Here is a 26,416-nt window from a genome sequence, read left to right on the forward strand (position 1 = left end):
AGAACAGCAGCCATGCCCCCCGCAGCCCGCTCAGGCGATCCCACCGTCCACGGAGGCGTCATCGGCACCCCGCCACCGGGTGCGGTGGCCGTCGCCACCGTGCTGATCGGCGGCAGGCCGGCCGCCGTCACCGGCAGCCTGCACGTGTGCGTCATCCCGCCGCACGCCCTGCTCGGGCCGGGCAACGTCGTCATGCCGAATCCGGCCGCCGTGGTCGGCGGCGCGGTCCTGATCGGCGGGCTGCCGGCCGCCCGCATGGGCGACACCACGAGCTGCGGCGCCAAGATCATCATGGGCGCGCCGAACGTCCTGATCGGAGGCCCGGTATGAGCGGAAGCGGATTCATCGGCCGCGGCTGGGGCTTCCCGCTGCGGGTCGGCGCCACGGGCGGCATCGGCATGGTCGAGCGGGACCAGGAGATCGAGGAGGCCATCGGTCTGGTGCTGGGCACCGCACCGGGGGAGCGGCCGATGCGGCCCGAGTTCGGCTGCGGCATCCACGACTACGTCTTCGCGCCCGGTGACGGCGCCACTGCGGGGCGCATAGCGCACGAGGTGCGTACGTCCCTGGAGCGCTGGGAACCACGCATCGAGGTCACGGACGTGGTCGTCGCCTACGACACCGTCGACGAAGGAACTCTCTACATCGACGTGCACTACACCGTGCGGTCCACCAACGACCTGCGCAACCTCGTCTTCCCCTTCTACACCATCCCGTCCTCGGGGAGTTCAGAAGAAGCCGGGGCCGCCTGATGTCTCTTCCATCCCCCAACCTGGACGACCGGCGCTTCCAGCAGCTCGTCGACGAGGCCAAGCGGTACGTCCAGCAGCGCACTCCCGAATGGACCGACCACAACGTGTCGGACCCCGGGGTCACGCTCATCGAGACGTTCGCCTACATGGTCGACCAGCTGCTGTACCGGCTGAACCGGGTGCCCGACCGGAACTACTCCGCCTTCCTCGACCTGCTGGGCGTGCAGCTGTTCCCGCCGACGGTCGCCCGCGCCGACGTCGACTTCTGGCTGTCCGCCCCCCAGCCGGACACCGTGCGGCTCCCGGCCGGCACGGAGGTCGCCACCGCCCGCGGCGAGACGGAGGAGGCGGTCGTCTTCTCGACCGCCGACGAGCTGGCGATCGTGCCGAGTTCGCTGATCAGGCTGGTCACCGCCCCCGCGTCCGGAGACCAGACCGACCGCACCGCGCCGCTCGGCGCGGGCAAGGACATCCCCTGCTTCCAGCCCCGGCCGGAACCGGGCGACGCCCTGCTGTTCGGGCTGCCCACCGCCGTACCCCGGTGCATCGTCGCCGTACGCCTCGACAGCCGGGTGGAGGGCGTCGGCGTCGACCCCCGGCAGCCGCCGCTGGTGTGGGAGGCGTGGGACGGCGCCCGCTGGGTGCCCTGCCTGACGGGGACCGACAGCACCGGAGGGCTGAACAAGCCCGGTGAAGTGACCGTGTTCGTCCCCGCCGGGCACACGGCATCGGTGACGGCCGGAGTCCGGGCCGGTTGGCTGCGCTGCCGGGTCACCGCACCCGAACCGGGCCAGCCCTTCTACTCGGAGTCGCCGACGATCCGGGAGGCCGAGGTGTTCACCGTCGGCGGCACCACGGGCGTCGAGCACGCGGAGACCGTCCTCGACGTACCGCTCGGCACCTCCGAAGGCGTCGCCGGCCAGCGGTTCTCCGTACGCAGGGTGCCGCTCCTGCTGGACGGGGAGCCGCCCGTCGTCCAGGTGTCCTCCGCCGAGGGCTGGCAGGTCTGGACGCCGGTGGAGCACTTCGGTGCCTCGTCCCCGGGCGACCGGCACGTGCGGATCGACGCCGTCAACGGCGAGTTCGCCTTCCCGCCGGAGGTCCGCGAAGCGGACGGCACGATGCGTGTCTACGGGGCGGTGCCCCCCAAGGGCGCGCAACTCCGCATCCCCCGCTACCGGACGGGCGGCGGCGCGGCCGGGAACGTGGCCCGCGGCGCCATCCGCGTCCTGCGCAGCTCGGTGCCGTACGTCGCCGGCGTCGACAACCGCGAGGCGGCCCGGGGCGGGGTCGACGGCGAGAGCGTCGAGAACGCCAAGGTGCGCGCGCCCCACATCCTCCGGGTCCAGGAACGGGCGGTCACGGCCGAGGACCACGAGGTCATCGCCCGCGAGGCCGCACCCTCGCTGCGCAGGGTCCGCTGCCTGCCCGCCGTCGCGGGCGAGGGCGGTGCGGTGCGCGTCCTGGTGGTCCCCGACGCGGTACCCGACGAAGGAGGCAGGCTGCGGTTCGAGCAGCTGATCCCCCCGGACTCGGTGCTGTCGGAGGTCACCGCGCGGCTCGACGAACGGCGGCTGGTCGGCACCCGGCTGATCGTGGAACCGCCCGCCTACCAGGGCGTCACCGTCGTCGCCGAACTGGTGGCGGCCGACGGTGACGTGGACCGCGTCCGTGCCGAGGCTCTCGACGCGCTGTTCCGCCACATCGACCCGCTGCGGGGCGGCGCCGACCGGACCGGCTGGCCCTTCGGCAGGCCCGTGCAGTACGGGGAGATCTTCGCCGTACTGCAGAACGTGCGCGGAGTCCGCCTGGTGGACGAGGTGCGGCTGTTCCCCGCGGACCCGCTCACGGGACGACGGGGAGCGGCGGCCGAACGGATCGACGTCGCCGCAAACGCCCTCGTCTTCTCCCACCAGCACCAGGTCGTCGTCACCGCGGCCGGGGCCGGTGAGCGCCCGTGACCAGGGCCGCGGTCCCCGGGCTCCCCAGCCGCTACCCGATCGGCGGGCTGCTGCCCGCCCTGTACGCGGACGACGACCTCGCCCAGCGGTTCACGGCGGGCCTGGACACGGTCCTGGCACCCGTCCTGTCCACCCTCGACAACCTCCCGGCCTACTTCGACCCCGCGCTCACCCCGGACGACTTCCTGTCCTGGCTCTCGTCCTGGGTGGGGGCGGACATCGACGCCGCATGGCCGGTGGAGCTGCGCCGGGCCGTCGTCGCCCGCGCCGTCGAGCTCCACCGGTGGCGCGGAACCCGCCGCGGCCTCACCGAACACCTCCGGCTCTGCTTCGGCGTGGAGGCCGTCATCCACGACGGCGGGGGCGCGACCTGGTCGTCGGAGCCGGGGGGACAGCTGCCTCCCGCCCCGACCGGGGAACTGCTGGTACGGGTCCGTGCGCCGGCCGGGAGGCCGGTGGACGCGGCCCGCATCCTGGGCGTCGTCCAGGCCTCGTGCCCCGCTCACCTCACCTGCCGGGTGGAGATCCTGCCCGGCGCACCGGACGAGACAACAGGAGACTGACGTGACGCGCTCGTGCCCGGCGTGCGGAGCCGCCAACGAGGAGGACGAGGACTTCTGCGGAAGCTGCGGTACGTATTTGGGGTGGTCGTCGCGACGCGCCCGAACTACTTCCCCTGTGGCAGAAGTTGACGACCCGTCGACCCCGGAGCCGATCGCCCCGCCTGCGCCTGCGCCTGCGCCTGCGCCTGCGGCCTCGACACCGCCGCCGGCCGCGACACCGCCGCCGACCCCGGCCGCGCCTCCGGCCCCGGCCGCACCCTCGACCCCGGTCCCTGCCCCACGCCCCGCACCCGCTCCGGATCGGGCCGAGACCCCCGCCCCGGTCGCCGCACCCGCGCCTGCTCCGGCCGCGCAGGAGCCCCCGCGCGCCCCGAAGCCCGAGGTGGCGCCCGAGCCCACCCCCGTACCCCCACCGGCCCCGGCTCCGGCCGCGCCCGCAAGGCCGGCCCCGCCTGCCCCCGTACGACCGGCTTCGCCCGCTCCCGTACGACCGGCGCCGCCGGGGCCGGTGCGACCGGAACCGCCCGTGCGGGACGAGCCCGTGGGGGCCGTGCGGCCCGGCGTGCCGATCGCCCAGCGCCCCGTCGTCAGACCGGTGGCGGCGCAGGAGGAGAAGGACGGCTTCCCCTGCCCGTCGTGCGGGACCCTCAACCGGCCGGGACGCAAGTTCTGCGGCCGCTGCGCGGCGCCGCTGAATCCGGGCGAGCAGGCTGAACCGCTGCCCTGGTGGCGTACCAGGTGGCCGTTCGACCGCAAGGTGCGGGCAGGCTCGGGGCGTCTGCTGCGGGGGAGCGTGCTGGCCCTGCTGATCGTCGGGCTCCTGGTCGCGGGCTTCCTGCTCGTGCCTGCGGGGCGCTATGTCGTCGAGGACGTACGGGACAAGCTCGGAGGTACGGGGGAGATCAGCCCGGCCGAGGTCTCCGCGAGCGCCGCCGTCCCCGGCCACCCGGCGAAGTCGGCCGTGGACGGGGTGACGAACAGCTACTGGGGTGCCCCGAAGCTCGACGCCTCGTTGACCGCCGAGTTCGAGAAGCCGTTCCGGCTGGTCGGCGTCACAGTCCACGCCGGTGTGTCGACCAAGCCCGAGGTGTTCCAGCAGGGTGCCAGGCCCACCCAGGTGGAGCTCTTCATCACGACGAAGGACAGAAAGGTCCACGAGAAGGCCTGGACACTCACCGACAAGCCCGGCGAGCAGACGATACGGACGGGCATCAGCGATGTCGTCTCCATCCGCTTCGTCGTACGGGAAGCGGCAGGTCAGGGCGTCGGGCGGTCGATCGCCCTCGGGGAGATCGAGTACTTCAAGCGCACCTGAGGGCGGCGCCGCGGGACTGCGCGGCGCCGCCTTCACCGGATGCGCGGCATGGGATCGGCGGGCCGCCGGGCGGCCGGCCGAAGTCCTGGCTCGCGCCGGGTTCGAGCAGGAAGTACGTCCACCGCGCCCCCGTGATCTGCCCCCACGCCGTCCACGTCCGCGACCCCGAGGTCACCGACGGTCCCACCTTCGCCGTCGCCCCCGCCGCCCGGACCGCGTTCCCGGGGCACGCCGCGAACGGCTGACCAAGGACCCGTGGGCGCGGGGGCGTCCGTGCGTTCAGCGCGGGTTCACCCAGTCCGGTGTCCAGGTCCCGGCGGCGCCGGGGCGGGCCGTTGCGGCGGCGAGGTGGGCGCGGAGGGTGGCCAGTGCCGGGTGGGGGTTGTCGCGGTGCCAGAGGAGTGAGTGCGGGTAGACCGGCGCCGGGCCGGTTACCGGGATGCGGCGCAGGCCGTGGCCGGTGGGCCAGATGAGACGGGTGTGCTCGCCCATGAAGGTGGCCAGGGCCGGGGTGTCGGCGATGGTGTCGAGGAGCGCGTCGGAGCCGAAGTTGGGCCCGGTCGCCTCGATGGTGAGGCCGAACTCGTCGACCAGGTCGTCGTAGTAGGCGCCCCACTCGGTACCGGGCACGATGCCGGGCATCCAGATCCGGTGCCCGGTGAGCTGGGCGACGGTCACCGACCGGGCGCCCGCCAGTGCGTGCGCGGGGCCGGTGAGGAGCTGGAGTGGCTCGTCGAGCACCCGGACGGACTCGATGTCCTCGGGAAGGGGCCGGCCGGGCGCGCCGACGGCGCGGAAGGACGCGTCGATCGCACCGGACCGGATCGCGGTGACGGCCGTCTCGATCTCGAACAGCATCACCACGTCGAGTTCGATCTCGGGGTACGCGCGGTGGAAGCCCCGCATCAGGCCCGACTGTGCGCTGCGTGAGGCGATCACGTCGACGCGCAGCGGACGACGGCCGGGGCGCACGGACGCGACCGAGCGCTCGGCGACGCGAAGCAGGTCGCGCGCGTGGGGCAGGAACGCCTGTCCGTCGATGGTGAGCTCGGCGCCGCGGGGGGCGCGGGTGAACAGCCGCACGCCGAGACTGCGCTCCAGTGCGGCGATGCGCTTGGAGACGGCCTGCTGGGTGATCGACAGGTCCGCGGCGGCCTTCTGGAACTGGCCCGCTTCCGCGACGGTGACGAAGGTGCGTACTGCTTCGAGGTCCACGTCGATCCACCCTAGTGAACAACCGATGGTTGTAGGTGGCGGGCTGTGCGGTTGTTTGACCTGCTGCTGTGCCACTCGCTTAGCTCTCACGGGTCAACGTCGGCTTGTTCGGGTGGGAGTGCTGCGCATGAGGGGCAGGAGACCGTTGGGCCGGCGGTTCGGCCGGCTGTGGACGGCGTATGCGGTGAGCGCCTACGGGTCGGGGCTGGGGTTCGGCGCATTGCCGCTGATCGCCGTGCTGGCCCTGGACGCGAGTCCCGGCGAGGTGTCCGCGCTGTCGGCGGTGGGGCCGGCGGTGGGCGCGCTGATCGCGCTTCCCCTCGCACCGTGGGTGGAGTTCCGGCGTAAGCGCCCGGTCATGATCATGATGGACCTGACCCGGTTCGCGGCCATGGCGACGATCCCGGTCGCGTATGCCTTCGGGCTGCTCGGTTTCGTCCAGATGCTGGTGATCTCGGCCGTGGTCGCCGCGGCCAAGATCGCTTTCAACGCGGCCGGTGGCGCCTACCTCAAGGCCCTTGTCCGGCCGGACGACCTGCTGGTGGCCAACGCGCGGTTCGAGTCCACGAACTGGAGCTCCATCGCGGTCGGGCCACCGCTGGGCGGGGCGGCGATCGGCGTGTTCGGGCCGGTCGTCACCGTGGTGGCGGACGCGCTCAGCTACCTGGTGTCCGCGCTGTGCATCACGGCGATCGGCGGCCGGGAGGAAGCGCCGCAGAAGCCCGGCGGAGGCCCGGCCCGGGCGGGCGCACTGTTCGACGGCTGGCGGCACATCCTGGGGCACCCCGTCCTGCGGGCGCTCTACTTCAACCAAATGGCCGTCGCCGGTCTGATCATGGCCACCGAACCGCTGCTGGCGGTGCTTCTGCTTCGCCAACTCGGGTTCCCGCCCTGGCAGTACGGCCTCGCCTTCGCCGCTCCCTGCGTCGGCGGGCTCATCGGCTCGCGGCTGGCCCGCCGTGTCGTGGCCCGCCACGGCCGGCACCGGGTCTTCCGGACCGTCGGCACCCTGCGCGCCGTCTGGCTGATCGGCCTGGCCTTCGTCCGCCCCGGCGTTGTCGGCCTGGTCACCGTGATGGCCATCGAGCTGGCGATCATCATCAACATGAGCCTGTACAGCCCGGTACTTGCCACCTACCGGCTCGAACACACACCCGAGCATCTCGTCGCCCGCACCTTGTCGGCCTGGTCGATCGGCCAGCAGGCGTCCATCGCCGTCCTCACCGCGCTCGCCGGACTGCTCGCCGACGCCACGGGCCCACGCGCCGCCCTCACGGTCGCGGGACTGCTCATGCTGGCCACCCCGCTCCTGCTCCCCCGGCGCGACCGGACGTTGCAGCGCGATACGGAACCGGTACGGAACCCCACGTGACATACGCGGCGCACCGCCGAAGCCTTGATCGGGTCGAGGCTGTCGGTTGCCGTTCCGCGGGTTGCCGGATGGCGCCAGGAGCAACGCGCCAAGCGAGATGAATCCTCGGCGTCGGCTTCCTCCCGATGTTCCACGACTCCGTACCAGGGTGTTCAGTCCTGGACATCGGACATAAGATGTCTGATGTCCTAGACAGGTCAGGAAGTGCAGTGAGGAGCCGGATGACCCCCGATCCAGTGACCGGAGACCAGAGCCCGCGCGGAGCCGGACGGCAGGGCGGCGACCACCGCGTGGCCGTCATCGGGGCGGGCGCGATCGCCAGGGACCACGTCGCCGCGTTCGCGGGCGTCCCGGGGGTGCGGCTGGCCCACGTGGTCGACCGGCACCCCGAACGGGCCGCCGCGCTGGCCGCTCTCGCCGAGGGAGCCACCTGGTCCACCGACCCGGCCACCGCCTGGTCCGACGACGTCGACGTCACCGCCGTGTGCACCTCGCCCGAGTCGCACGCCGACCTCTCCGTGGCCGCGCTCCGGGCCGGCCGGGCGGTCCTGCTGGAGAAGCCCGCCGCGCTGAACGTGGCCGACGCGGACAGGATCCTCGCCGCCGCGAAGGCAGCGGACCGGCCCCTGCTCGTCGCCCAGACCGCCCGTTTCCAGCCCGTCCACCTGGAGATCGCCCGCGCGGTCGCCGAAGGTGCGATCGGCACGCCCCGGCTGGCCCACCTCACCTGGTACACCGGGCACGTCTGGTCCGGGGGCTGGCGCGGCTGGCAGCTGGACTCGGCCCGTTCCGGGGGCCACGTCGCCCACAACGGGGTGCACGCCCTCGACCTGCTGACCTGGCTCATGGACGACGAACCGGTCCGCGTGTTCGCCCGCCCCTGCAACACCTGGGCCGCAGGGATGCCGACCCCCGACAGCTTCCAGATCCTCGTACGCTTCGCCGGCGGCGCCCTCGCCACCATCGAGCTCTGCTACGCCCTCGTCCAGCGCGGCACCTTCGTCCGCCGCCTCATGCTCTCCGGCACGTCCGGCACCCTGCACCACAGCAGCGAGGACGAGCCGCGCGTGCACGCCGCGTCCCCCGTCGCCCCTGCATCGATCGAGGGCGCGATGACCGAGCAGACCCGGCACCTGCGCGACGTACTCGACGGTGCCGCGGCCCCGTTGACCGCGCCCCGCCAGGTGCGCGCCGCCCTCGCCGCCGCCCACGCGGCGCAGCTCAGTGCCGACGAAGGCCGGCCCGTCGACGTCAAGGAGGTCTGCTGAGATGAGAGTCCTCATCGCATCCGGGGTCCGGCACGCCCGCGACTACGTACCGATGCTGAAGGCCATGCCCGGGTTCGAGGTCGTCGGCTGCGCCGACACCGCCGACAGTCCCTTCGCCGAGGACAGCGCCGCCCTCGCACGCGCGACGGGCATCCCGCTGCTCGACCTGGACGAGGGTCTCGCCTCCTGCGACATCGCCCTCGTGTGCAGCGAGCCCACCCGCCATGTCGACCTCGCGGTGCGAGCGCTCGATGCCGGCTGCCACGTCATCGTCGACAAGCCGGCGGCGACCGACTCCCGCGACGCACAGCGGCTCCGGGACGCAGCCGGGCGCTCGCGCGGGCTGCTCACCGCCGTGCACCGCCTCTACTCCCCGCAGATCGTGCGGGCCCGGCGGATCGTGGACTCCGGTGCGATCGGTCTGCCCCTGGCCGTGGACGTGGAGTGGCTGGCGGCCGGCGGACTCGAAGGAGCCACCGTCGAGCGCCCCGAACTCGTCTGCGACCCCGCCCTGTCCGGCGGCGGCGAGCTGATGAACTTCGGCTGGTACCCGGCCCTGGCGATCCGCCACCTCACCGGCCTCGACGTCGAGGAGGTCGTCGCCTTCAGCAGCGCCGCGCCCCATCCGCCGCTCTTCGACGGCCCACACGACGCCTACGGTGTCGAGGACGCGGCGGTTCTCTCGCTGCGGCTGCGCAACGGGGTGGTGGCCACCGTCACCGTGGCCCGTACGCCCGCCGGTGTCGGCCCCGCCCCCGTCTCGTCCAGCCTGCGCGTGCTCGGCTCGCACGGGCACGTCCTCGCCGACGAGGACGCGCCGTCGTTCGCGGTGCGCGGGGCGGACGGCGTCAGTGCGCCCCGTCGGGTCGGCGGGCCCGCCGGGACGACGGCGCTGCGGCGGCTGTTCGAGGAGTTCCGCGACGACATCCGCTACGGGCGCACCCCGCTGGTGACGGCGGACGACATCCACGCGGCGGTCGCCGTGGTCGAGGCCGCACTGTCCTCCGCGCGCGAGGACGGCGCCCCCGTCGCCCCCGCCGCCTGACGATCCCGTAGTGGGGGGCGTCGGGCCTCACAGCCCCGGCGCCCCCCACACCGGAAACCACCGCCCCAGGTCCTTCTCCACCCGCAGGTCGTCCCCGAGGGCGGCCCGGACCTGCAGCTCAAGCTGGTTGTCCCGCTTCTCGCCGCCGCCCGGCACCGGGGCGAACGGGTAGAACGTGCCGCGCTTGTAGAGGTAGACCAGCGCCAGCGACCGGCCCTCCCCGTCCCGGAAGCCGATCAGTGAGCAGAGCAGCTGCGGGCCGAAGCCGCCGTCCTGGAGCAGCGTGTTGACCGCGTGCAGGTCGTTGACCAGAGCGGCGGTGTCCTCGGCCGGCTGGCGGGCGAGCAGCCAGGTGTAGCCGTACGTGTCCCGGCTGAACTCCACCGGGATGCCGCCGCGCTCCGTGTCCGCGTCGAGCAGCTCCCGTACGTCCTGCTGGATACGGGCGAACGTGGCGCCCTCCACACCCGCGAAGCACACCGACCCCAGGCCCGTCGGCACGAAACCCGTGGCCGCCTGGAGGGTGAGGGCGGCGGACGGGACGGCGAAGAGTTGGTCGAGGTCGGGGCGGGCCGGCTTGCTGCGGCCCAGGATGGTGTCGAGCAGACCCACGGGGACTCCTTACGGACGGGACAGGTCGGCGGAGATGCGGGCCAGCTGGTCCAGGCGCTGTTCCAGCGTCGGGTGCGAGGAGAGCAGCCGGCTCAGGCTCTCCTTGGAGGAGAAGGCGGGAACGAAGTAGAACGCGTTGTACGGCTCCGCCTTCCGCAGGTCCTCCGTCGGGATGCGGGCCATCTGCCCGCTGACCTTGGTGAGGGCGGAGGCCAGGGCCGAGGGTTTGCCGGTGAGCAGCGCGGCCGTGCGGTCGGCGGAGAGTTCGCGGTACCGCGAGAGCAGCCGGGTGAGCAGGAAGCTCAGGGCGTAGACGACCGCGCTGATCAGGGGGATCAGCATGATGATGATCCCCGAGGGGTCGTTGCTGCGGTTGCTGCGCGCGAAGCCGCCCCACAGCGCGACACGGGTGATGATGCCGGCGAGCACGCCGAGGAACGAGGCGATCGTCATGACGGCGACATCGCGGTGCGCGACGTGCGACATCTCGTGGGCGAGGACGCCCTCCAGCTCCTCCGGTTCCAGTCTTCGCAGCAGCCCCGTCGTGGCGCAGACGAGGGCCGTCTTCTCGCTGCGGCCGGTGGCGAAGGCGTTCGGCACGTCGCTCTCGGAGACGGCGACCCGGGGCTTGGCCATGTCGGCCAGCGCACAGATCCGGTCGATCGCGCCGTGCAGCTCCGGCGCCTGCTCGGGTGTGACCTCGCGGGCGCCCATGCTGAACGCCGCGATGCGGTCACTGAACCAGAACTGGGCGATGAACATGCCCCCGGTGATGATCAGGATGATCGGCCAGGCGCCGCGGAGCACGGCCAGCAGCACGCCGACCAGGACCACGTACAGCAGCCCGATCAGGAACATGGTGGTGACCATGCGTGTGGTCAGACCGCGGTCGGGGGCGTACCGGCTACGGGTTTTGGTCATCGGTGACCTCCAGTCCTCGCCTGCCTCCCATAGTGCCCCCAAGGTGTCGAAAGCGGATAAGGGTGTCCGGTGCGGGGGATCTGGCCGAACATCACCTAGCCATTTAGATGCCTCAGGCATCTAGTGGTGGGTGATCGGTACGACACCCCCCTCTCCTTGCGAGGTCCGCCGTGACAGAGACCAGGACAGAGACCGAGACCGAGACCGAGACCGACACCAGGACCGAGACCGTTTCCTTCCCGCAGAACCGCACCTGCCCCTACCACCCGCCGACCGGCTATCCGAGTGCGAGCCGCGGTCAGCAGTCGGTGTCCCGCGTCCGGCTCTTCGACGGCCGCACGGTGTGGCTGGTGACCGGGCACGCCGAGGCCCGGGCGCTCCTCGTGGACCCGCGGCTGTCGTCCGACCGGGAGAATCCCGCCTTCCCGTTCTTCGCCCCGCGGCTGGCGGCGACCACCCAGCGGCGCGTCGAACTGCTCGGCGTCGACGACCCGGAGCACAACGTGCAGCGCCGGATGCTGATCCCGAGCTTCACGGTCAGGAGGACGGCGGCGCTGCGGCCGAGCATCCAGGAGATCGTCGACCGGCTGCTCGACGCGTTGGCCGAGCAGGGGCCGCCGGCCGAGCTGGTCGACGCCTTCGCGCTCCCCGTGCCCTCCATGGTCATCTGCGCGCTGCTCGGCGTGCCCTACGCGGACCACGAGTTCTTCGAGGCGCAGTCCCGCAGGCTGCTGCGCGGCCCCGCGGGGTCCGACGTCGACGAGGCGCGGGACGCGCTCAGCGAGTACTTCCGCGTCCTGATCGAGCGGAAGCGGCGCGCCCCGGGCGACGGGCTGCTCGACGAGCTCATCGCCAAGCAGCTGGAGACGGGGGCGGTGGACCTGGACGAGCTGGTCAGGCTGGCCCAGATCCTGCTCGTGGCCGGCCATGAGACGACCGCGAACATGATCTCGCTCGGCACCCTCACCCTTCTCCAGCACCCGGAGCAGCTGGCGCTGATGCGCGCGGGCGGCCCCGACGGGATGGCCCACGTGGTGGAGGAACTGCTCCGCTTCCTGTCCATCGCCGACGGGATCTCGCGGGTGGCCGTCGAGGACATCGAGGTGGGCGGGGTGACCTTCCGGGCGGGCGACGGCGTCCTCCTGTCCACCGCGGTGATCAACCGGGACGAGGCCGTCTATCCGGCGCCGGACGAGCTGGACCTCGCCCGCGGCGCGCGCAACCACGTCGCCTTCGGGTTCGGCATCCATCAGTGCCTGGGCCAGAACCTCGCGCGGGCCGAACTGGAGATCGCGCTGCCCGCGCTCTTCGACCGGCTGCCCGGCCTGCGGCTGGCGGTGCCGGCCGAGGAGATCCCGTTCAAGCCGGGGGACACGGTGCAGGGGCTCCTCGAACTGCCCGTGACGTGGTGACCGCAGAGCGAGCAGCAGCAGGAGGACGGACATGAGGATCGATATCGACAGGGACGTGTGCATCGGGGCCGGGCAGTGCGCGCTCGCCGCACCGAAGGTGTTCACGCAGGACGACGACGGGCTCAGTGAGCTCCTGCCGGAGGCCGGTCCCGGGCCGATGGTCGGCGAAGCCGCCCGCGCCTGCCCCGTACAGGCGATCACGGTGACCTGACCCGGGGCCGGGGCGGGGCCGGGGGCCGGGAGTTCCGGGCGAGGGCGGAGGGGTGGGGCCGGTGAGCGGAGGCGGAGCCGGTCAGGGCCAGAGCAGCTCCCGCTCCCAGGCCGCGGATCCTGCCCCGCTTCCGGCCCCGGCCTCCCGGCGGTAGCGCAGCCGTACGTGCCGCCGCCGGGCGTCGCCCTGGAAGAACTCGACCTCGCGCGGCTCGACCACGTACCGCGTCCAGCTCGCCACCTCCGCCTCCGGTTCCTCCCGGGCCCGCTGCCACGCGGCGTCCGAGGCCCGGTCGAGTTCCCCCGTCGAGCCCAGCACCTCGCTCTGCCGCCCCACCAGCGCCGAGGCCAGGGCCCCGGTGGAGCGGGCGTGCAGATCGGCGCTGCTCTCGGCGGGGGAGCAGACGGTGACGGGGCCCCGGACCCGCACCTGCCGGCCCTGCGCGGGCCAGTAGAAACCGAGTGCGGCGTGCGGACGGGCGGCGAGCTCGCGGCCCTTCGCGCTGGTGGCGTGCGTGGCGAAGTGCCAGCCGCGCTCGTCGGCGTCGTGCAGCATCAGCGTGCGTACGTCGGGAAATCCCTCGCCGTCGACGGTGGCCAGGGTCATCGTGTGCGGCTCGGCCTGCCCGGCGGCGACCGCCTCGGCGAACCAGATATGGAAGAGGGGGAGGGGAGCGGGGGGTGCCGCGGCCGGGTCGAAGGCGGGGAGTTCGACGTCCCAGACGCGCTGGGCGTGGAGCAGGTCGAGGAAGGCGCGGTGTGCGGCGGAGGCCGATGCGTCGGTCATGTGGCCATTTGACCTGGCGCGGCGGAATCCGGGCGACGTCGGGTCCGATCCCGACCTACTTGTTTCCGCCTTGCTCGGCTTCGCCCGGCTGCTCGGCGGACCGGGCGCGGCGATGGGCCGCGACCCGCTCGCGGGTCGCGCACCGGCGGGAGCAGAAGCGGCGTTCCGGACCGCTGCCCTGGGTGATGAAGGCGTTCCGGCAGCTGTCTGAGGCGCAGATCCTGCCGGGCGGGCTCTGACGGTCCCAGACGAGAACGGTCAGGGCCATGCAGGACGAGGCGAGGAGCCACTCGTCCCAGGGGGCGTCGTCGTCGCGGTCGAGGTGCGGGTGCCAGGGGGTGCTGCCCCCGTGCGAGGTCAGGCGGAGCGGTCCGGTGCGGTCCCGCAGGAGGCCGTTGAGGGCGGTCGCGGCGCCGTCGGCGTGTTCGGCGGCGAAGACCTGCCGTAGCAGGGCGGCGGCTGCGCGCATCCCGGCGATGTCGCGGTCGGTGAGGTCGATGGGGTCTGTCTCGCCGTATGCGCGGAGTACGTCGGCCACTTCGCCCGGAGTGGGGCGCTCGCCGGCGAGGACGTTGACCAGGGCGGCGGTGCGCCGGGCCGTGGCCAGCACGGAGTGCCGGGTGGACCAGTCGTCACTGTTGAAGGACACCGGGGGAATGTAACGCATCTTGCCTGGTTTTGAGTTACCTCCGTAACGTCTCGGTGATGAGAAAGCGTTACTTGCTTCGCTGGTACCTCACCGGGGCGGTGGCTGCTCGGTCGGGGGACGAGATGTCGGGGCCGGCGCTGATGCTGGCCGGTTTCGCCCTGGCCGGATCGGCCGTCGAGGCGTCGTCGCTCCTTGCCGGCATCACGGTCTCCGCGGCGGTGGGGGGCCCGGTGCTGGGGGTGCTCCTCGACAGGGCGGGCCGGCCGGGGCGCCTGCTGGCCGGGGCCCTCGTCCTGTACGGGGCGGGGCTGGGGACGGTCCTCATGGGGCTGGGCCGGTTGCCGTTCGCGGTCACCCTGTCGATCGCCGTGCTGACGGGGCTGCTGGGACCGGCCCTGTCGGGCGGTTGGACGGCCCAGCTTCCGCAGGTCGTGCCGGACGGCGGTCTGCCCCGGGCGAACGCGCTCGACGCCATGACGTTCGGCGTGGCGAGTCTGGCCGGTCCGGCTCTCGCCGGCGGCGTGGCAGCGGTGCTGGGAGCCCCGGCGGCCGTGGTGGTCTCGGTGGCGCTCATCGTCGTGGCGCTGCCCGCCGCGTGGATGCTGCCGGCCCGTCCCGGCCGGGCGCGGTGTGCTCGGAAGACTTCGGTGACCGGCGACCTCGCTGCCGGAATGCGGGTCATCGCCGGAAGGCCGGCACTGGCCCGGGCGACCCTCACCTCGGTCGTCTCCTGCATTGCCCAGGGAATCCTGATGGCGTGCGTCCCGCTCCTCGGCGAGCGGGTCCTGGGCGGTGCAGGCCGCGGCGCGGTGCTGTTCTCCTGCGCTGCGGTCTCCGCCCTGGCGGCCAACGCCGTACTCGCCCGGTTTCCTCGTCCGGCCGCCCCCGGCACGGTCATCCGGGCCGGTGCCCTCGTCCAGGCTGCCGGGCCGGCCTTGGCGATGTGGGGGCAACCTGCCGTGCTCGTCGTGGCCGTGCTCGTCGTGGGGATGGGTGAGGGACCCCAGCTGACCGCCTTGTTCGCCGTTCGCCATCGAGAGGCTCCGGAACGCCTGCGAGGCCAGATCTTCACCACGGGTGCCAGCTTGAAGATCACCGGTTTCGCCCTGGGGGCGGCGGCCGGCGGACCGGTCGCGGCGTGGTCCCTTCGAGGTGCGCTGGCGCTCTCGGCATGTGTGGCGGTCCTCGCCGCACTGGCCTCCTTCGCGCTTCCGTCGGCAAGCGCCGACTCGTCCGGTCGCCGCCCCGCGCCGCATCCCTCCGCCGGCCCGGAACGCGGACGACTTCGAAGGGCTGGAGGACGTACTCACCGTCGTCGCCGTGTGGGCCCGCGCCGAGGGGGCCGGGGCTCCCCGCCCCTCACCCCCGTCCCAGCACCACCGTCCCCGACGAGCAGAACCAGCCGCCCGTCCCCGACGCCACCGCCAGTTCCGGCAGCCGGCCCCCCGCCTTGCGCACCTGCCGGTCCCCCGCCTCGCCGCGGAGCTGGCGTACCGCCTCCACCAGCAGGAACAGTCCGCGCATCCCAGGATGGCAGGCGGACAGGCCGCCGCCGTCCGTGTTGACCGGGAGTTCGCCGGTGAGACCCGTGCGGCCCTTCTCCACGAACGACCCGCCCTCGCCCTTCGCGCAGAAACCCAGGTCCTCCAGCGTCACCAGCGTCATATAGGTGAACGCGTCGTAGATCTCCGCCAGATCGATGTCCGCCGGACGCACCCCCGCCCGCTCGAAGGCGAGGCGGCCGGAGACGGCGGCGGGGGAGACCGTGAAGTCGTCCCACTCCGACATGGTGGAGTGCGAGACGTGCTCGCCGGTGCCGAGGATCCAGACGGGCGCCTTCGCCGTGTCCGGTACGTACTCCTCGGCCGCCAGCAGCACCGCGCAGCCGCCGTCGCTGCGGATGCAGCAGTGCAGCTTGGTGAACGGGTCGGCGATCATCGGGCCCGAGAGGACCTCGTCGACCGTGACCGGGGTGCGGAACATCGCGTCCGGGTTGGCCGCCGCGTTCGCCCGGGCCTGCACCGCCACCTCGGCCAGCTGCTCCAGCGTGGTGCCGTACTCGTGCATGTGGCGGCGGGCGGCCATCGCGTACTTGGCGATCAGCGAGTGGCCGTACGGCACCTCGAACTGGAGCGGGCCGCGGGCCCCGAAGGAGAGGTTGGACGTCCGGCGGCCCGCCTTGATGTCCGCCCGGGCCGTCGACCCGTACACCAGCAGTACGGCGTTGGCGCGGCCCGCCGCGATGGCGTCCGCCGCATGGGCCGCCATGACCTCCCAGGTCGATCCGCCGACCGAGGTGGAGTCCACCCAGGTGGGTTTCAGCCCCAGGTACTCGGCGACCTCGACCGGGGCGAGCGTGCCGAGGCCGGCGGAGGCGAAGCCGTCGACGACCGACCGGTCCAGGCCGGAGTCGGCGAGGGCCCGGCGGGCGGCCTGGGCGTGCAGGGCGTACGGGGTGGCCGTGTCGACGCGTCCGCAGTCGGCGAGGGATATGCCGACGACAGCGACCTTGCGGCGAGAAGAGGGCATGGCAGACATGAATCTGACGGTACATCAGATACGGGAAGGGTGAACCTCGGTGAAGTGGGGGGATCTTGTGGTGCGTGTCGCCCTGCGCGACTCTGGGAATCTCGCCGCTTCACCCCTAGCATGACGGCCCGTCAGATCAGAGGCCGTCGGCCTCTGAGGGGAAGGAGCCCGACGATGGATGCCGCCTTCACCGCGGAACAGGACGAGATCCGCCGCACCCTTCGCGAACTGCTCGCCGCACGCGGCGCACCCGACGACGTCAGGAGTGCCGCGGCACCGCCGGACGGATACGACACGGCGCTCTGGCGCCGGCTCTCCCGGGACCTCGGACTGCCCGGGCTCGCCCTCCCGAAGGAGTACGGAGGCGGGGGCCACGGGACGGCCGAGCTGGCCGTCGTCCTGGAGGAGGCCGGCCGGGCCCTGCTGCCGTCCCCGCTGCTCGCCACCGCCGTGCTCGCCGCTCCCCTGATCCTCGCCCTCGGCACCGGAGAGCAGCGTGCCGCCCTGCTGCCGTCCATCGCGGCGGGCGAGCTCACCGCGGCCCTGGCCGTCCCCGGCGGCTCGCTCTCCACCGCCCTCGGTCTCACCGGCGATCCCACCGGAGGCGCCTGGGCCGGCGGCGGCCGGGCGGGCGGTGTCCAGGCCCGGCCGGCCGGCGGCGACGGCGGGTGGCGGCTGTACGGGGAGGCGCCCCAGGTGCTGGACGGGCACAGCGCCGGACTGCTCCTGGTCGCCGCCCACACGGGCGGCTTCCCGCGCAGCCGCACCCTCCTGTTCCTGGTCAGGACCGACGGGCCGGAGCCGCCCGCCGGGCTCGTCCGCACCCGGCAGGCCTCGCTCGACGAGACCCGGCCGCTCGCCCGGATCCAGCTGCGTGACACCGAGGCCGAACTCCTCGGCGCCGACGACGCCGTGGACGCGACGGCCGCGCTCGCGGCCGCCGGGCGCACGGCCGCCGTCGCGCTCGCCGCGGAGGCGGCCGGCGCGGCCACGAGCGTGCTGGAGCAGGCGGCCGCCCAGCTGGAGGCGCGCGAGTCGTCCGGCCGTGCGACCGGCTCCCTCCAGTCCGTGGAACTCCGCCTGGCCGACCTGTACGTACGGGTCCAGTCGGCCAGGTCGGCCGCCCACTACGCGGTCCTGGAGCCCGACTCCGGAGGGCTCGCGCTCGCCCAGGCGCTGGAGGTGCTGCGGATCACCACCGCCGAGGCCGTGCAGCTGCACGGGGGTGGCGGCCTCGCCCGCGAGCCGGAGGCCCAGCTCTACTTCAAGCGGGCCGCATCCGACGAACTGCTCCTCGGCCCCGTCCACCGGCTCCGCGACCACGCGGCGCAGCGGGCCGGGCTCTTCGGCCGGGAGTCGCACGGCGGGCGCGCGGCCGGACAGGTGGCGGTCTGATGCCGCCCGGTGTCCGGCTCGTCCAGAAGGTGTCCTCGACCCGCCTCTTCGCGCGGATCGCCCCGCACGTCGTGCCCGCCATGGACCGCACGGTGCACCGGCTCACCCGCGGCCGGGTGCTGCTCAGCGCACAGATGCTGCCGGGGGTGGTGCTGACGGTGCCGGGGGCGCGCAGCGGGCAGCTCAGGACCACCCCGCTGGCCTGCATGCCGCAACCGGGTGACGGTGGGTCGGGCAGCTGGATTCTGGTCGGCAGCAACTTCGGCCGTCCGGGTCATCCGGCCTGGACGGCGAATCTGCTGGCGCATCCGGAGGCGGCCGTCATCAACTGGAAGGGCCGCGACATTCCCGTAAGGGCAAGGCTGCTGGCAGGGGAGGAGCGGGCCCGGGTGTGGGAGACCGCGCTGAAGTTCTGGCCGCCCTATGCCGCGTACCAGGCGCGTATCGACCGGGAGATCCGGCTGTTCCGGTTGGAGCGGTTGGAGTGACTGGAGCGGGTGCGGCGGGTGGAGTGAGTCGGAGCGATGGGGGCCGTTGGAGCGGTGGTGACCGTCCTGCGTGATGGTTCCGGGTGACGGGAGGGTCCCCGCCGAGGGGGTGTGCCCCGTCCCGGGTACGCCGACGGCGGACCACGCATGTGGTCCGCCGTCGGCGAGACAGGACCTGGGGCACCCGGGATCACCGCGCGTCACCCAGTACGGGGTTCCGGCGCGGGCGCTACTTCGTGGGCTTCTTGCCGGTGATGCCCAGATGCACCAACAGCGCCAGGTTCGGCCTGAGTTCGGCCTGCTTGACGCCCCAGGTGGTGAAGCCCTTCTGGTGCGAGGCGACGGCGGCCAGCATCGCGACCAGGGAGCCGGCCATGGCCGCGGGACTGACGTCCTTGTCGACCTTGCCCTTGGCCTGGAGCTCCTTCACCGAATCCGTAAGGGAGTTGGTGACGGAATTCAGGATCTTCATACGGATCTTGTAGAACCGCTTGTCGCCCTCGGCCGCGCCGAGGTCGACCACGCGCAGGATGGCGTCGTTGCGCCGCCAGAAGTCGAGGAATCCCTCGACGAGTTCTTCGGCCGTCTGCCATCCGGCCTTGCCGACCCAGGAGCGCCCGGCGACCAATTCGGTCAGTCCGGCACCCTCCTTGGCCATTTCCTCGGCGATTTCGAGGACTGCGCCCTCGACGTCGGGGAAGTACTGGTAGAAGGTTGCGGGTGAAGTCCCCGCCTTCCGGGCGACGTCGATGACTTTGACGTCCCGGTACGGCGAGGAGCTGAGCATCTCGCTGAGGCAGTCGAGCAGCTTCTGCCGCGTCGCCTGTCCGCGTCGACCGGCCACGCGGCCGTCGACGGTGCGTACTTGTCCTGTCATGCCGTCAGCTTACCGACGGGTGATCGGAGCGCGATTCGGCCGACTGCAAATGGGGAGTGCGGCAGGCGCGGTGGGGGGAGTAGGGGGATTTCGGGGGATGCGCCCCATGGTCTCCCGCCTCGGGCGCCCACAGTCCGACTAGTGTTATCAACAGCCTGTGGACAACTTCCGTGGATAACTTTCCGTGAGGGCGGCGCGACGGCCGTGCTCCGGGGTCTTGTATCGAAAATATGTTCGCTTCGGCAGGGTCGGAGCGCGGGCCACCCGGTGCGCGGCTACGTTGGGTGTGACGAGCGTCACCACGGATGAGCGTCATCGCGACGGAAGGATCCGGGCCCATGGCCGCATTCGCGCAGTCCGCGCCGTGCTGGGTGGACGTGCAGCTCCCGGACCTGGAGGCGGGCAAGCGCTTCTACGGTGAGCTCTTCGGCTGGACCTTCCGGGCGGGCGACGGACCCTTCGCCGACGCACTCAGTGACGGAAAGCTCGTCGCCGCCCTCGCGGCCAAGCAGGACGGCCGGATGCCGACGGCCTGGGGCGTCTACTTCGCCACCGACGACATCGTGGCCTCCGTCGCCCGGATCCGTGAGTCCGGCGGTCAGGTGATCACCGACCCCGTCCGGGTCGGCCGGTCGGGGGTGCTCGCCCAGGCCGCCGACCCCGGCGGCGCGGTGTTCGGCCTCTGGCAGGCCGGTGAGCGCAAGGGATTCCAGAAGCAGAACGAGCCCGGCTCCTTCTGCTGGACCGAGGTCTACACCCGGCAGAGGGACGCGGTCGACGCCTTCTACGAGGAGGTCTTCGGCTTCCGTTCCGCGGACCTGGACGAGTCCGGCACCGGCGATCCGGGCACCGCGGAGTCCGGCGTCGACTACCGCATGTGGTCCCCGGCAGGCACCGAACCCGGCCCCGACACCGCGGTCGGCGGGCGCAGCGTCATCACGGACGCGTTCCCCGCCGTGATGCCCAGCTACTTCCTCAGCTACTTCGCCGTGGCGGACTGCGACGCGTCGGTCCGCACCGCAGTCCGGCTCGGGGGCAGGGTCTCCGCACCGCCCTTCGACATCCCGTACGGGCGGATGGCGGTCCTCCAGGACGACCAGGGCGCCGTCTTCGCCGTACTTCAACCGCCGCTGTCCTGATACGGCACGGAGTGCCACAGGACACCCCGATCCGCCCCCGGGTTCGCAACCCGGGCCTCGGCCAGGAAGAATCGGGGTGCGCACCGCCGGGTGGTGCCCACTGATGAGACGCTGCACACGGCGGGTTTTTCGCGGACCTCTCCTCACGGAGGTCCGTACGGGGAGGTGGCAGGCAAGTGGTGGAGCAGCTGACGCAGCACGACCCGAGGCGGATCGGCCCGTTCGAGGTGCTGGGACGGCTCGGGGCCGGCGGCATGGGGCTGGTCTATCTCGCCCGCTCGGCGTCCGGCCGGCGGGTGGCGATCAAGACGGTCCGTACGGAACTGGCCGAGGACCAGCTGTTCCGGGTCCGCTTCACGCGTGAGGTGGAGGCCGCCCGCGCCGTCAGCGGCTTCTACACGGCCGCCGTGGTCGACGCCGACCCGCGCGCCGCCGTGCCCTGGCTCGCCACGGCCTACGTGCCGGCACCCTCGCTCGAAGAGATAGTGAATGAGTGCGGGCCCATGCCGACCCAGGCCGTGCGCTGGCTGGCGGCGGGCATCGCGGAGGCCCTGCAGTCCATCCACGGGGCGAAGCTCGTCCACCGCGACATGAAGCCGTCCAACGTGCTCGTCGTCGAGGACGGTCCCCGGGTGATCGACTTCGGGATCGCGTCCGGTGTCTCCAACACCCGGCTCACCATGACGAACGTCGCCGTGGGCACGCCCGCGTACATGTCGCCCGAGCAGGCGAGGGACTCGCGCAGCGTCACCGGCGCCAGCGACATCTTCTCGCTCGGCTCGACGCTCGTCTTCGCCGCGACCGGCCATGCCCCGTTCCACGGGGCCAACCCGGTCGAGACGGTCTTCATGCTGCTGCGCGAGGGCCCCGACGTCAGCGGTCTGCCCGACGACCTGCGGTCGCTGATCGAGTCGTGCATGCAGATGGACGCCTCGCTGCGGCCCACCCCCGCCGAGCTGCAGGCCCAGCTCTCCCCGCACCTCTTCGCCTCCGGCAGCGACGACAGCGGTACGGCGTCGGCATGGCTGCCGGAGGCCGCCACCGAGATGATCGAACAGCGCCGCGGCGGCGGCCGCGCGGTCGCCGCCGCGCCGCCCGCTCCGCCCGTACCGGTGGCGCCGCCCCCGCAGCCGCCGGCCTCCGACTGGGACAACGCATGGCGCAGCGGCACCGGAGCGAGCCCGCCCGCCGCCCCGCCTGTGCAGGCACCCGACGCAGGCGGTCCGGTGCGGCTGCCCGGCGCGCATGTGCCGATCGGTCCCGGTCCGCGCGCCCAGGACGTACGCGCTTCGGCGGCCGCCGCCGAAGCCGGTCCGGCGACCGGCTGGGTGCGCCCGCCCGCCGGGGTGAACGGGGTGGTCGCCGCCCCGACAGCCCCGACCGCCCCCGTGCCCGCCCCGGCGCACGCGCCCGACGGCGCCCCCGCCGGCCCGGGGCGCTGGCGGCCCTGGCGGTTCCGGATGTCGAACGACGTGTGGGGGACCCCCGTCGTCGTCGGCGACCTGCTGTACGTCACCTCCTTCGAGGTGCACGCGCTGGACACCGGCAACGGGCGGCGCCAGTTCAAGACCCGTGACGTGGCCTGGGCGATGGCCGTGGACGGCGGCAGCATCCTCGCCTCCGACGGGCCGTCGCTCTACGCCCTGGATGCGACGAGCGGCAGCGAGCGGTGGCGGTTGCAGACCGACGCGTGGGTGTACTCCCTGAAGGCCGAGCGCGGCACGGTCGTCACCGGTACCCGGGGCGGCGGCGTGCAGGCGTGGGAGGCGTCCACGGGCGAGAAGCTGTGGGAGACCACCGGCGCGCAGACGGACTTCGAGAACGCGGAGGCCGGACCGGCCCTCCACGACGGCACGGTCTACCTCTGGCAGGACGCCCGGCTGCGGGCCGTCGACGCCCGTACCGGCACCGAGCGCTGGTCCTACCCGGTCGGCGACGCGGCGTCCTGCGGCGGGGTTCCGGTCCGGGTGACCCCGGCACCGGACGGCTATGTGTACGTCTCCGCGGGGACCCGGGTCCTCGCCGTGGACATCGGCTCCGGGCGTGTGCGCTGGCACTTCGAGTCACCGGCGGTCTTCCTCTCGCCGCCCGCCTTCGCCCCCGGCCCGGCCGTCACCGGCGGCGGGGTGTACCTCGCGGACTACCTCGGCACGGTGTACGCGCTGGACGCCTCGACCGGCAAGGACCGCTGGCGCATCGCCACGGAGTCCCGCCAGTCGATCGAGCCGGTGCTGGTGGTGGCGGGCAACGTGCACGTCGGCAGCGGCAGCGCGCTGTACACGCTGGACGCGGTGACGGGCACCCCGAAGTGGCGGTTCGCCGCGGGCGGCGAGGTCGTGGGCGCACCGGTCGTCGCCGACGGCCGGGTCCACTTCGGCTCCGCCGACCACGTCCTGTACACGCTGGACGCGGCGGGCGGCCAGCTCCGCTGGAAGCTCGCCACGGGCGGCGAGATCACGGGTTCGCCGGTGGCGCAGGGCGGGGTGGTCTACGCGTGCAGCAAGGACCGCTGCGTGTACGCGCTGGACGCGCTGAAGGGCACGGGCACGGGTAACAGGGCCCGCGCGTAGGCCTTCCCGGCCCGGGCTCGGCCGACCACTCCGGCTGGTGCGGGGCCTGGCCCCAGCCTGGCCTGTCCGGGGTTCGGCCGACCAGCCTGGCCCGTCCCGGGCGTGGCCGGTCGACCCCTCCAGCCCGTCCTGGGCTTGGCCGACCACTCCGGCTGGTGCGGGGCTTGGCCGACCCACCCAGCCTGTCCGGGGCTTGGCCGACCACTCAAGCCCGTCCGGCGTTTGAGGACGGAACCGGGGATGGGGAGGCCGGTACAGATGGGGGCCGGGTGCGCCCGGGTGCCGCTTCGTCCTCAATCGCCGGACGGGCTTGGGTCGGTTGCTGCTTCGCCTCGATCGCCGGACGGGCTTGGAAGGGACGGGCACGGGCAACAGGGCCCGTGCGTAGGTCTTCCCGGCCGGGCTCGGCCGACCCACCCAGCCTGTCCGGGGCTTGGCCGACCGCTCAAGCCCGTCCGGCGTTTGAGGACGGAACCGGGGATGGGGAGGCCGGTACAGATGGGGGCCGGGTGCGCCCGGGTGCCGCTTCGTCCTCAATCGCCGGACGGGCTTGGGTCGGTTGCTGCTTCGCCTCGATCGCCGGACGGGCTTGATCTGTCCGGCCGGTCGGGCGGGTCCTGGACCGGGTATGTCGCGGTCGGCTCGGTGTCGGGATCACGCGGCGGCCCGGACGGCGAGCTCGACGACGAAGCCGACGGCGGCCCGGACGGACCCGAAGGCGGACCCGACGACGGCCCCGGACCCACATACGGGTCCACCTCCGGCTCCGGCCAGGGACTCGTCTGGACCGAGGGGCCCGGCTCGCGCGTGGGCGGCCATGTATCGGGAGCGGCGGACCCCGGCGCCTCGTACGGCTTCTCGAGCCGGTCACGCCGCGCGCCCCGACCCGACATCAGCGCCGCTCCCAGCAGAAGCAGCACGCCACCGCCCGCCGCGCCGGCCACCCCCTGCTGCAGTCCGGAACCGTCGCCCGCGACCGTCAGGCTTCCCTCCGCCTGCCCCTGGCGCACCATCCACAGCACCGTGAACCCGAGTACCAGCACGCCCGCCAGGGCGACCATCGGCCGGAAGCGGAGCACCACGCCCACCACCGCCAGGACCGCGGCGAAGAGGAAGGGCAGCAGGATCGAACCGAGCACGGCGGGGTGCGCCCCGGTGACGCCGGTGAACAGGTCGTCGACCCCGTAGTACCGCCCGAGGCGGCCGTCGTACCAGTCACGGAAGGGGCTCAGCACGGCGGCCGCCGCTCCTAGGAGAGCGACGATCGAGCCGAGGACGTTGCGGATCATCTCCGGACCTCCCGCAGGCGTGAGCGGCGCCGCCGGCCGGTGACGCGGATCATCACCGCTCTCGACTCGACGCTACGCCGGGGCCATGCCCCTCGCCACCAGACAGATGATGACGAGACCGTGACAGGGGCATGACCGGACTGCCGGGCGGGGCCCGCCATGCTGTGCGCTACGGTGTCGCGCGGCCGTCCGGCAGCCCGGCCGGCCCGCAGCACGCAAGAGGGACAACACAAGGGGGACGTACCGATGGTGCGGCAACACGTGAAGCTCACAGTGGTCCTGGTGGCGGTGGTACTCGCCCTCACCGGGTTCAGCAGCGGCAGCAAGGGCGGCAAGAGCCGGAGCGGGAAGAGCAAGTCGAGCAGCAGCAGCGGCGGTGGGTGCTCCAACTCCAAGAAGAGCAACGGCACGTACCACGACACCGACTACGACGACGATGACGACTACAGCTCGTCGAGCGGCTCCTCCGGCTCCACGTACGGCACCCCGACCCCCACCGCCACCGCGACGGACGCCCCGCAGGCGTACGTCTTCCGCTGCGCGGCCCCCCGCAAGGGCAAGCGCAAGGCCGTCACCAGCTCCACCGTGCGGCTCACCGCGAACGCGCTCGGCAGCCACACGTACGAGGTCGACGTGACGTTCCTCGACGCGGTCGGCAACACCGTCGACACGGGTGAGGCGACCGTGGAGGCGGACAGCGGCGAGACGAAGACGGTCTCCGTCCGCATGGTCCACCCGAGCAAGGTCTCCCGGGTGAAGAAGTGCTCGGTCACCGCCGAGCTGAGCTACTGACCGGCACCGGCGCCGGCCGCACCACCTTCACCGCAACCGGAATTCACCGCCCCCGCCCCGCCCCTCGAACAGCTCCGCCTGCTGCTCCGGTGCCAGGTTCCCGAGCGCGATCAGGTGCGGGGCGTGGGCGAAGGCCTGCGCCCGGGCCGCCTCCTTCGCGGACCAGAGCGCCCTCACCGTCCCCTGGACTCCACCCGTCGGGTACGAGGCGATGACCGCCGCCGCCCGCAGCGCCGCCGCCACCGCGCCGCCGGGCGGCGTCACCTCGCTGACCAGACCGGTCTCGTAAGCGCGCCGGGCCGTGACCCGCTCCGCCGTCCCCATCAGGGACATCCGGGCCACCTCGCCGAACGGCATCCGCTGGGCCATGGCGATCGCCTCGTACGCGCTGACCATGCCGTACGTGGTGTGCGGATCGAAGAACGTCGCCTCCTCGGACGCGATGACGAACTCCGCCTCGCCCAGCAGGTAGAAGGCCCCGCCGCAGGCCATCCCCTCCACGGCCGCGATCACCGGCTTCCACAGGTCGTTGGCCTTCGGCCCGATCGCGAGCAGCGGATCGTCGATCGTGTACGGGGACGAGGGCTGCGGGACGTCCGCACCCCGGTCGATGCCGGTGCAGAACGCCCGCCCGCCGGCCCCGGTGACCACGACGGCCCGCACCTCGTCGTCGAACCGGAACGCCCGCCAGGCGGCGGTGAGTTCGGCGGCGGTCGCGAGATCGATCGCGTTGTGTTTCTCCGGCCGGTCCAGGGTGAGCAGAGCCACCCCGGTCTCCTTGTCCGTCTCCGTACGCAGCGCCATCCGCGCTCACCGCTCCAGCAGCCAGCGGACCAGGGTCGCGTCGGGGGAGGCGGGGCAGAAGACCGCCTTCACCGCCGCCCCGATCCGCAGCCGCGCCGGATCGACGGAGTCCAGCGGTGCGTCGGGCCCGCTGACCACGTTGCCGACCAGCCGGATCTCCGGGGCGTCGGCCAGCTCGACGATCACGGCGTTGTACGGGGCCTGGGCGGCGTACGCGGGCAGCAGGGGCGGGTGCGGCAGTACGTACGACCAGATGCGGCCGCGTCCGCTCATCACCCGCCACTCGCTCTCGAACGACTGGCAGTGCGGGCAGCACGGCCGGGGCGGGAAGCGGAGCCGCCCGCAGTCGGGGGCGGCGCACGCCTGGACGCGCAGTTCGCCGCGGGCGGCGTACTCCCAGAAGGGGGCGCCGTCCTCGTCGACGACGGGCAGCAGCAGTCCATCCATGTCG

25 protein-coding genes and 2 pseudogenes are annotated in these 26,416 nt (G+C 73.0%); 17 read left to right on the forward strand and 10 right to left on the reverse strand.

The annotated features are described in order from the left end of the window. Positions 1-12 precede the first annotated feature (12 nt). From ABT025_RS09875 to ABT025_RS09900, 6 genes and pseudogenes are all read left to right on the forward strand, one after another. Complete coding sequence (locus ABT025_RS09875; RefSeq protein WP_219573736.1) at positions 13-330, forward strand: PAAR domain-containing protein; 318 nt, start codon at positions 13-15, stop codon at positions 328-330. Next, complete coding sequence (locus tag ABT025_RS09880; protein WP_350991858.1) at positions 327-752, forward strand: GPW/gp25 family protein; 426 nt, start codon at positions 327-329, stop codon at positions 750-752. Before ABT025_RS09875 ends, ABT025_RS09880 begins: the two co-directional genes overlap by 4 nt. Next, the gene (locus tag ABT025_RS09885) at positions 752-2,713 is read left to right on the forward strand and encodes a putative baseplate assembly protein (RefSeq protein ID WP_350991860.1); all 1,962 of its coding nucleotides are present in this window, start codon (positions 752-754) and stop codon (positions 2,711-2,713) included. Before ABT025_RS09880 ends, ABT025_RS09885 begins: the two co-directional genes overlap by 1 nt. Then, complete coding sequence (locus ABT025_RS09890; protein WP_350991862.1) at positions 2,710-3,276, forward strand: phage tail protein; 567 nt, start codon at positions 2,710-2,712, stop codon at positions 3,274-3,276. The genes ABT025_RS09885 and ABT025_RS09890 overlap by 4 nt, the downstream gene beginning before the upstream one ends. Positions 3,277-3,802: 526 nt before the next feature. After that, positions 3,803-4,591 (forward strand): zinc ribbon domain-containing protein, encoded by a 789-nt coding sequence (locus ABT025_RS09895; RefSeq protein ID WP_350991864.1) that lies wholly within the window; start codon positions 3,803-3,805, stop codon positions 4,589-4,591. Positions 4,592-4,728: 137 nt separating this feature from the next. Further along, a pseudogene (locus ABT025_RS09900) lies at positions 4,729-4,836 on the forward strand (DUF397 domain-containing protein); the annotation flags it as partial. 34 nt (positions 4,837-4,870) lie between these two features. Here the strand turns inward: ABT025_RS09900 and ABT025_RS09905 are convergent. Continuing rightward, the gene (locus ABT025_RS09905; protein ID WP_350991866.1) at positions 4,871-5,806 is read right to left on the reverse strand and encodes a LysR family transcriptional regulator; all 936 of its coding nucleotides are present in this window, start codon (positions 5,804-5,806) and stop codon (positions 4,871-4,873) included. Between the two features lie 127 nt (positions 5,807-5,933). Between ABT025_RS09905 and ABT025_RS09910 the strand changes: the two genes are divergently transcribed. From ABT025_RS09910 to ABT025_RS09920, 3 genes are all read left to right on the forward strand, one after another. Next, positions 5,934-7,178, forward strand: coding sequence for an MFS transporter (locus ABT025_RS09910; RefSeq protein WP_350991868.1), 1,245 nt, complete (start codon positions 5,934-5,936; stop codon positions 7,176-7,178). A 221-nt stretch (positions 7,179-7,399) separates the two neighbouring features. Further along, entirely contained in the window at positions 7,400-8,446 is a 1,047-nt protein-coding gene (locus ABT025_RS09915) for a Gfo/Idh/MocA family protein (protein ID WP_350991870.1), read from the forward strand. A 1-nt stretch (position 8,447) separates the two neighbouring features. After that, positions 8,448-9,491 carry a Gfo/Idh/MocA family oxidoreductase gene (locus tag ABT025_RS09920; protein ID WP_350991872.1) on the forward strand — a complete coding sequence of 348 codons (1,044 nt, stop codon included), beginning with the start codon at positions 8,448-8,450 and terminating at the stop codon, positions 9,489-9,491. 27 nt (positions 9,492-9,518) lie between these two features. Here ABT025_RS09920 and pspAB read toward each other — a convergent pair whose 3' ends face one another. After that, a complete protein-coding gene (gene pspAB, locus ABT025_RS09925; protein ID WP_350991874.1) occupies positions 9,519-10,103 on the reverse strand; it encodes a PspA-associated protein PspAB in 585 nt (194 codons plus the stop codon). 9 nt (positions 10,104-10,112) lie between these two features. Then, positions 10,113-11,024 carry a zinc metalloprotease HtpX gene (gene htpX, locus ABT025_RS09930; RefSeq protein WP_350991876.1) on the reverse strand — a complete coding sequence of 304 codons (912 nt, stop codon included), beginning with the start codon at positions 11,022-11,024 and terminating at the stop codon, positions 10,113-10,115. A gap of 170 nt (positions 11,025-11,194) precedes the next feature. On the opposite strand from htpX, the gene ABT025_RS09935 reads away from it, so the two are divergent. Then, complete coding sequence (locus ABT025_RS09935; RefSeq protein WP_350991878.1) at positions 11,195-12,436, forward strand: cytochrome P450; 1,242 nt, start codon at positions 11,195-11,197, stop codon at positions 12,434-12,436. 31 nt (positions 12,437-12,467) lie between these two features. Then, positions 12,468-12,647 (forward strand): ferredoxin, encoded by a 180-nt coding sequence (locus ABT025_RS09940; protein WP_350991880.1) that lies wholly within the window; start codon positions 12,468-12,470, stop codon positions 12,645-12,647. Positions 12,648-12,728: 81 nt separating this feature from the next. Here the strand turns inward: ABT025_RS09940 and ABT025_RS09945 are convergent, their stop codons facing one another. Next, positions 12,729-13,433: a pyridoxine/pyridoxamine 5'-phosphate oxidase gene (locus ABT025_RS09945; RefSeq protein ID WP_350991882.1), complete on the reverse strand. Its 705-nt coding sequence runs from the start codon at positions 13,431-13,433 to the stop codon at positions 12,729-12,731. 55 nt (positions 13,434-13,488) lie between these two features. Then, the gene (locus ABT025_RS09950) at positions 13,489-14,100 is read right to left on the reverse strand and encodes a CGNR zinc finger domain-containing protein (RefSeq protein ID WP_350991884.1); all 612 of its coding nucleotides are present in this window, start codon (positions 14,098-14,100) and stop codon (positions 13,489-13,491) included. Positions 14,101-14,138: 38 nt separating this feature from the next. Between ABT025_RS09950 and ABT025_RS09955 the strand changes: the two are divergent. Next, positions 14,139-15,293: pseudogene (locus ABT025_RS09955) on the forward strand (MFS transporter); the annotation flags it as partial. A gap of 148 nt (positions 15,294-15,441) precedes the next feature. On the opposite strand, the gene ABT025_RS09960 reads toward ABT025_RS09955, so the two are convergent. Continuing rightward, entirely contained in the window at positions 15,442-16,611 is a 1,170-nt protein-coding gene (locus ABT025_RS09960; RefSeq protein ID WP_350992064.1) for a thiolase C-terminal domain-containing protein, read from the reverse strand. 174 nt (positions 16,612-16,785) lie between these two features. On the opposite strand from ABT025_RS09960, the gene ABT025_RS09965 reads away from it, so the two are divergent. Further along, complete coding sequence (locus ABT025_RS09965; protein WP_350991886.1) at positions 16,786-18,006, forward strand: acyl-CoA dehydrogenase family protein; 1,221 nt, start codon at positions 16,786-16,788, stop codon at positions 18,004-18,006. Continuing rightward, on the forward strand, positions 18,006-18,494 hold the full coding sequence (locus ABT025_RS09970) for a nitroreductase/quinone reductase family protein (RefSeq protein ID WP_350991888.1): 489 nt from the start codon (positions 18,006-18,008) through the stop codon (positions 18,492-18,494). The genes ABT025_RS09965 and ABT025_RS09970 overlap by 1 nt, the downstream gene beginning before the upstream one ends. A 229-nt stretch (positions 18,495-18,723) precedes the next feature. On the opposite strand, the gene ABT025_RS09975 is transcribed toward ABT025_RS09970, so the two are convergent. Continuing rightward, entirely contained in the window at positions 18,724-19,371 is a 648-nt protein-coding gene (locus ABT025_RS09975; RefSeq protein WP_326737996.1) for a TetR family transcriptional regulator, read from the reverse strand. Positions 19,372-19,709: 338 nt separating this feature from the next. Here ABT025_RS09975 and ABT025_RS09980 point away from each other — a divergent pair, with 338 nt between their 5' ends. Both ABT025_RS09980 and afsK read left to right on the forward strand, forming a co-directional pair. Further along, positions 19,710-20,510 (forward strand): VOC family protein, encoded by an 801-nt coding sequence (locus ABT025_RS09980; RefSeq protein WP_350991894.1) that lies wholly within the window; start codon positions 19,710-19,712, stop codon positions 20,508-20,510. A 179-nt stretch (positions 20,511-20,689) separates the two neighbouring features. Further along, on the forward strand, positions 20,690-23,080 hold the full coding sequence (gene afsK / locus ABT025_RS09985; protein WP_350992066.1) for a protein serine/threonine kinase AfsK: 2,391 nt from the start codon (positions 20,690-20,692) through the stop codon (positions 23,078-23,080). Positions 23,081-23,613: 533 nt separating this feature from the next. Here afsK and ABT025_RS09990 read toward each other — a convergent pair. Next, positions 23,614-24,369, reverse strand: coding sequence for a hypothetical protein (locus ABT025_RS09990; RefSeq protein WP_350991896.1), 756 nt, complete (start codon positions 24,367-24,369; stop codon positions 23,614-23,616). A 246-nt stretch (positions 24,370-24,615) separates the two neighbouring features. Between ABT025_RS09990 and ABT025_RS09995 the strand changes: the two genes are divergently transcribed. Then, positions 24,616-25,161, forward strand: a complete 546-nt coding sequence (locus tag ABT025_RS09995) for a hypothetical protein (RefSeq protein WP_350991898.1) — start codon at positions 24,616-24,618, stop codon at positions 25,159-25,161. Between the two features lie 27 nt (positions 25,162-25,188). On the opposite strand, the gene ABT025_RS10000 is transcribed toward ABT025_RS09995, so the two are convergent. Together ABT025_RS10000 and ABT025_RS10005 are read right to left on the reverse strand one after the other, a co-directional pair. Next, on the reverse strand, positions 25,189-25,965 hold the full coding sequence (locus tag ABT025_RS10000; protein WP_350991900.1) for an enoyl-CoA hydratase/isomerase family protein: 777 nt from the start codon (positions 25,963-25,965) through the stop codon (positions 25,189-25,191). Between the two features lie 6 nt (positions 25,966-25,971). Continuing rightward, positions 25,972-26,412, reverse strand: a complete 441-nt coding sequence (locus ABT025_RS10005) for a Zn-ribbon domain-containing OB-fold protein (protein ID WP_350991902.1) — start codon at positions 26,410-26,412, stop codon at positions 25,972-25,974. Positions 26,413-26,416 lie beyond the last annotated feature (4 nt).

The organism is Streptomyces sp. NPDC002809 (assembly GCF_040295435.1).
Taxonomy (GTDB): Bacteria; Actinomycetota; Actinomycetes; order Streptomycetales; family Streptomycetaceae; genus Streptomyces.

Coding starts and splice junctions, on each gene's coding strand:
- ABT025_RS09880 (WP_350991858.1), top strand. CDS start 327: ATGAGCGGAAGCGGATTCATCGGCCGCGGCTGGGGCTTCCCGCTGCGG.
- ABT025_RS09980 (WP_350991894.1), top strand. CDS start 19,710: ATGGCCGCATTCGCGCAGTCCGCGCCGTGCTGGGTGGACGTGCAGCTC.
- ABT025_RS09960 (WP_350992064.1), bottom strand. CDS start 16,611: ATGCCCTCTTCTCGCCGCAAGGTCGCTGTCGTCGGCATATCCCTCGCC.
- ABT025_RS10005 (WP_350991902.1), bottom strand. CDS start 26,412: ATGGATGGACTGCTGCTGCCCGTCGTCGACGAGGACGGCGCCCCCTTC.
- htpX (WP_350991876.1), bottom strand. CDS start 11,024: ATGACCAAAACCCGTAGCCGGTACGCCCCCGACCGCGGTCTGACCACA.
- ABT025_RS09875 (WP_219573736.1), top strand. CDS start 13: ATGCCCCCCGCAGCCCGCTCAGGCGATCCCACCGTCCACGGAGGCGTC.
- ABT025_RS09990 (WP_350991896.1), bottom strand. CDS start 24,369: ATGATCCGCAACGTCCTCGGCTCGATCGTCGCTCTCCTAGGAGCGGCG.
- ABT025_RS09910 (WP_350991868.1), top strand. CDS start 5,934: ATGAGGGGCAGGAGACCGTTGGGCCGGCGGTTCGGCCGGCTGTGGACG.
- ABT025_RS09975 (WP_326737996.1), bottom strand. CDS start 19,371: ATGACAGGACAAGTACGCACCGTCGACGGCCGCGTGGCCGGTCGACGC.
- ABT025_RS09940 (WP_350991880.1), top strand. CDS start 12,468: ATGAGGATCGATATCGACAGGGACGTGTGCATCGGGGCCGGGCAGTGC.
- ABT025_RS09970 (WP_350991888.1), top strand. CDS start 18,006: ATGCCGCCCGGTGTCCGGCTCGTCCAGAAGGTGTCCTCGACCCGCCTC.
- ABT025_RS09945 (WP_350991882.1), bottom strand. CDS start 13,433: ATGACCGACGCATCGGCCTCCGCCGCACACCGCGCCTTCCTCGACCTG.
- ABT025_RS09965 (WP_350991886.1), top strand. CDS start 16,786: ATGGATGCCGCCTTCACCGCGGAACAGGACGAGATCCGCCGCACCCTT.
- ABT025_RS10000 (WP_350991900.1), bottom strand. CDS start 25,965: ATGGCGCTGCGTACGGAGACGGACAAGGAGACCGGGGTGGCTCTGCTC.
- ABT025_RS09950 (WP_350991884.1), bottom strand. CDS start 14,100: ATGCGTTACATTCCCCCGGTGTCCTTCAACAGTGACGACTGGTCCACC.
- ABT025_RS09915 (WP_350991870.1), top strand. CDS start 7,400: ATGACCCCCGATCCAGTGACCGGAGACCAGAGCCCGCGCGGAGCCGGA.
- ABT025_RS09995 (WP_350991898.1), top strand. CDS start 24,616: ATGGTGCGGCAACACGTGAAGCTCACAGTGGTCCTGGTGGCGGTGGTA.
- ABT025_RS09885 (WP_350991860.1), top strand. CDS start 752: ATGTCTCTTCCATCCCCCAACCTGGACGACCGGCGCTTCCAGCAGCTC.
- ABT025_RS09920 (WP_350991872.1), top strand. CDS start 8,448: ATGAGAGTCCTCATCGCATCCGGGGTCCGGCACGCCCGCGACTACGTA.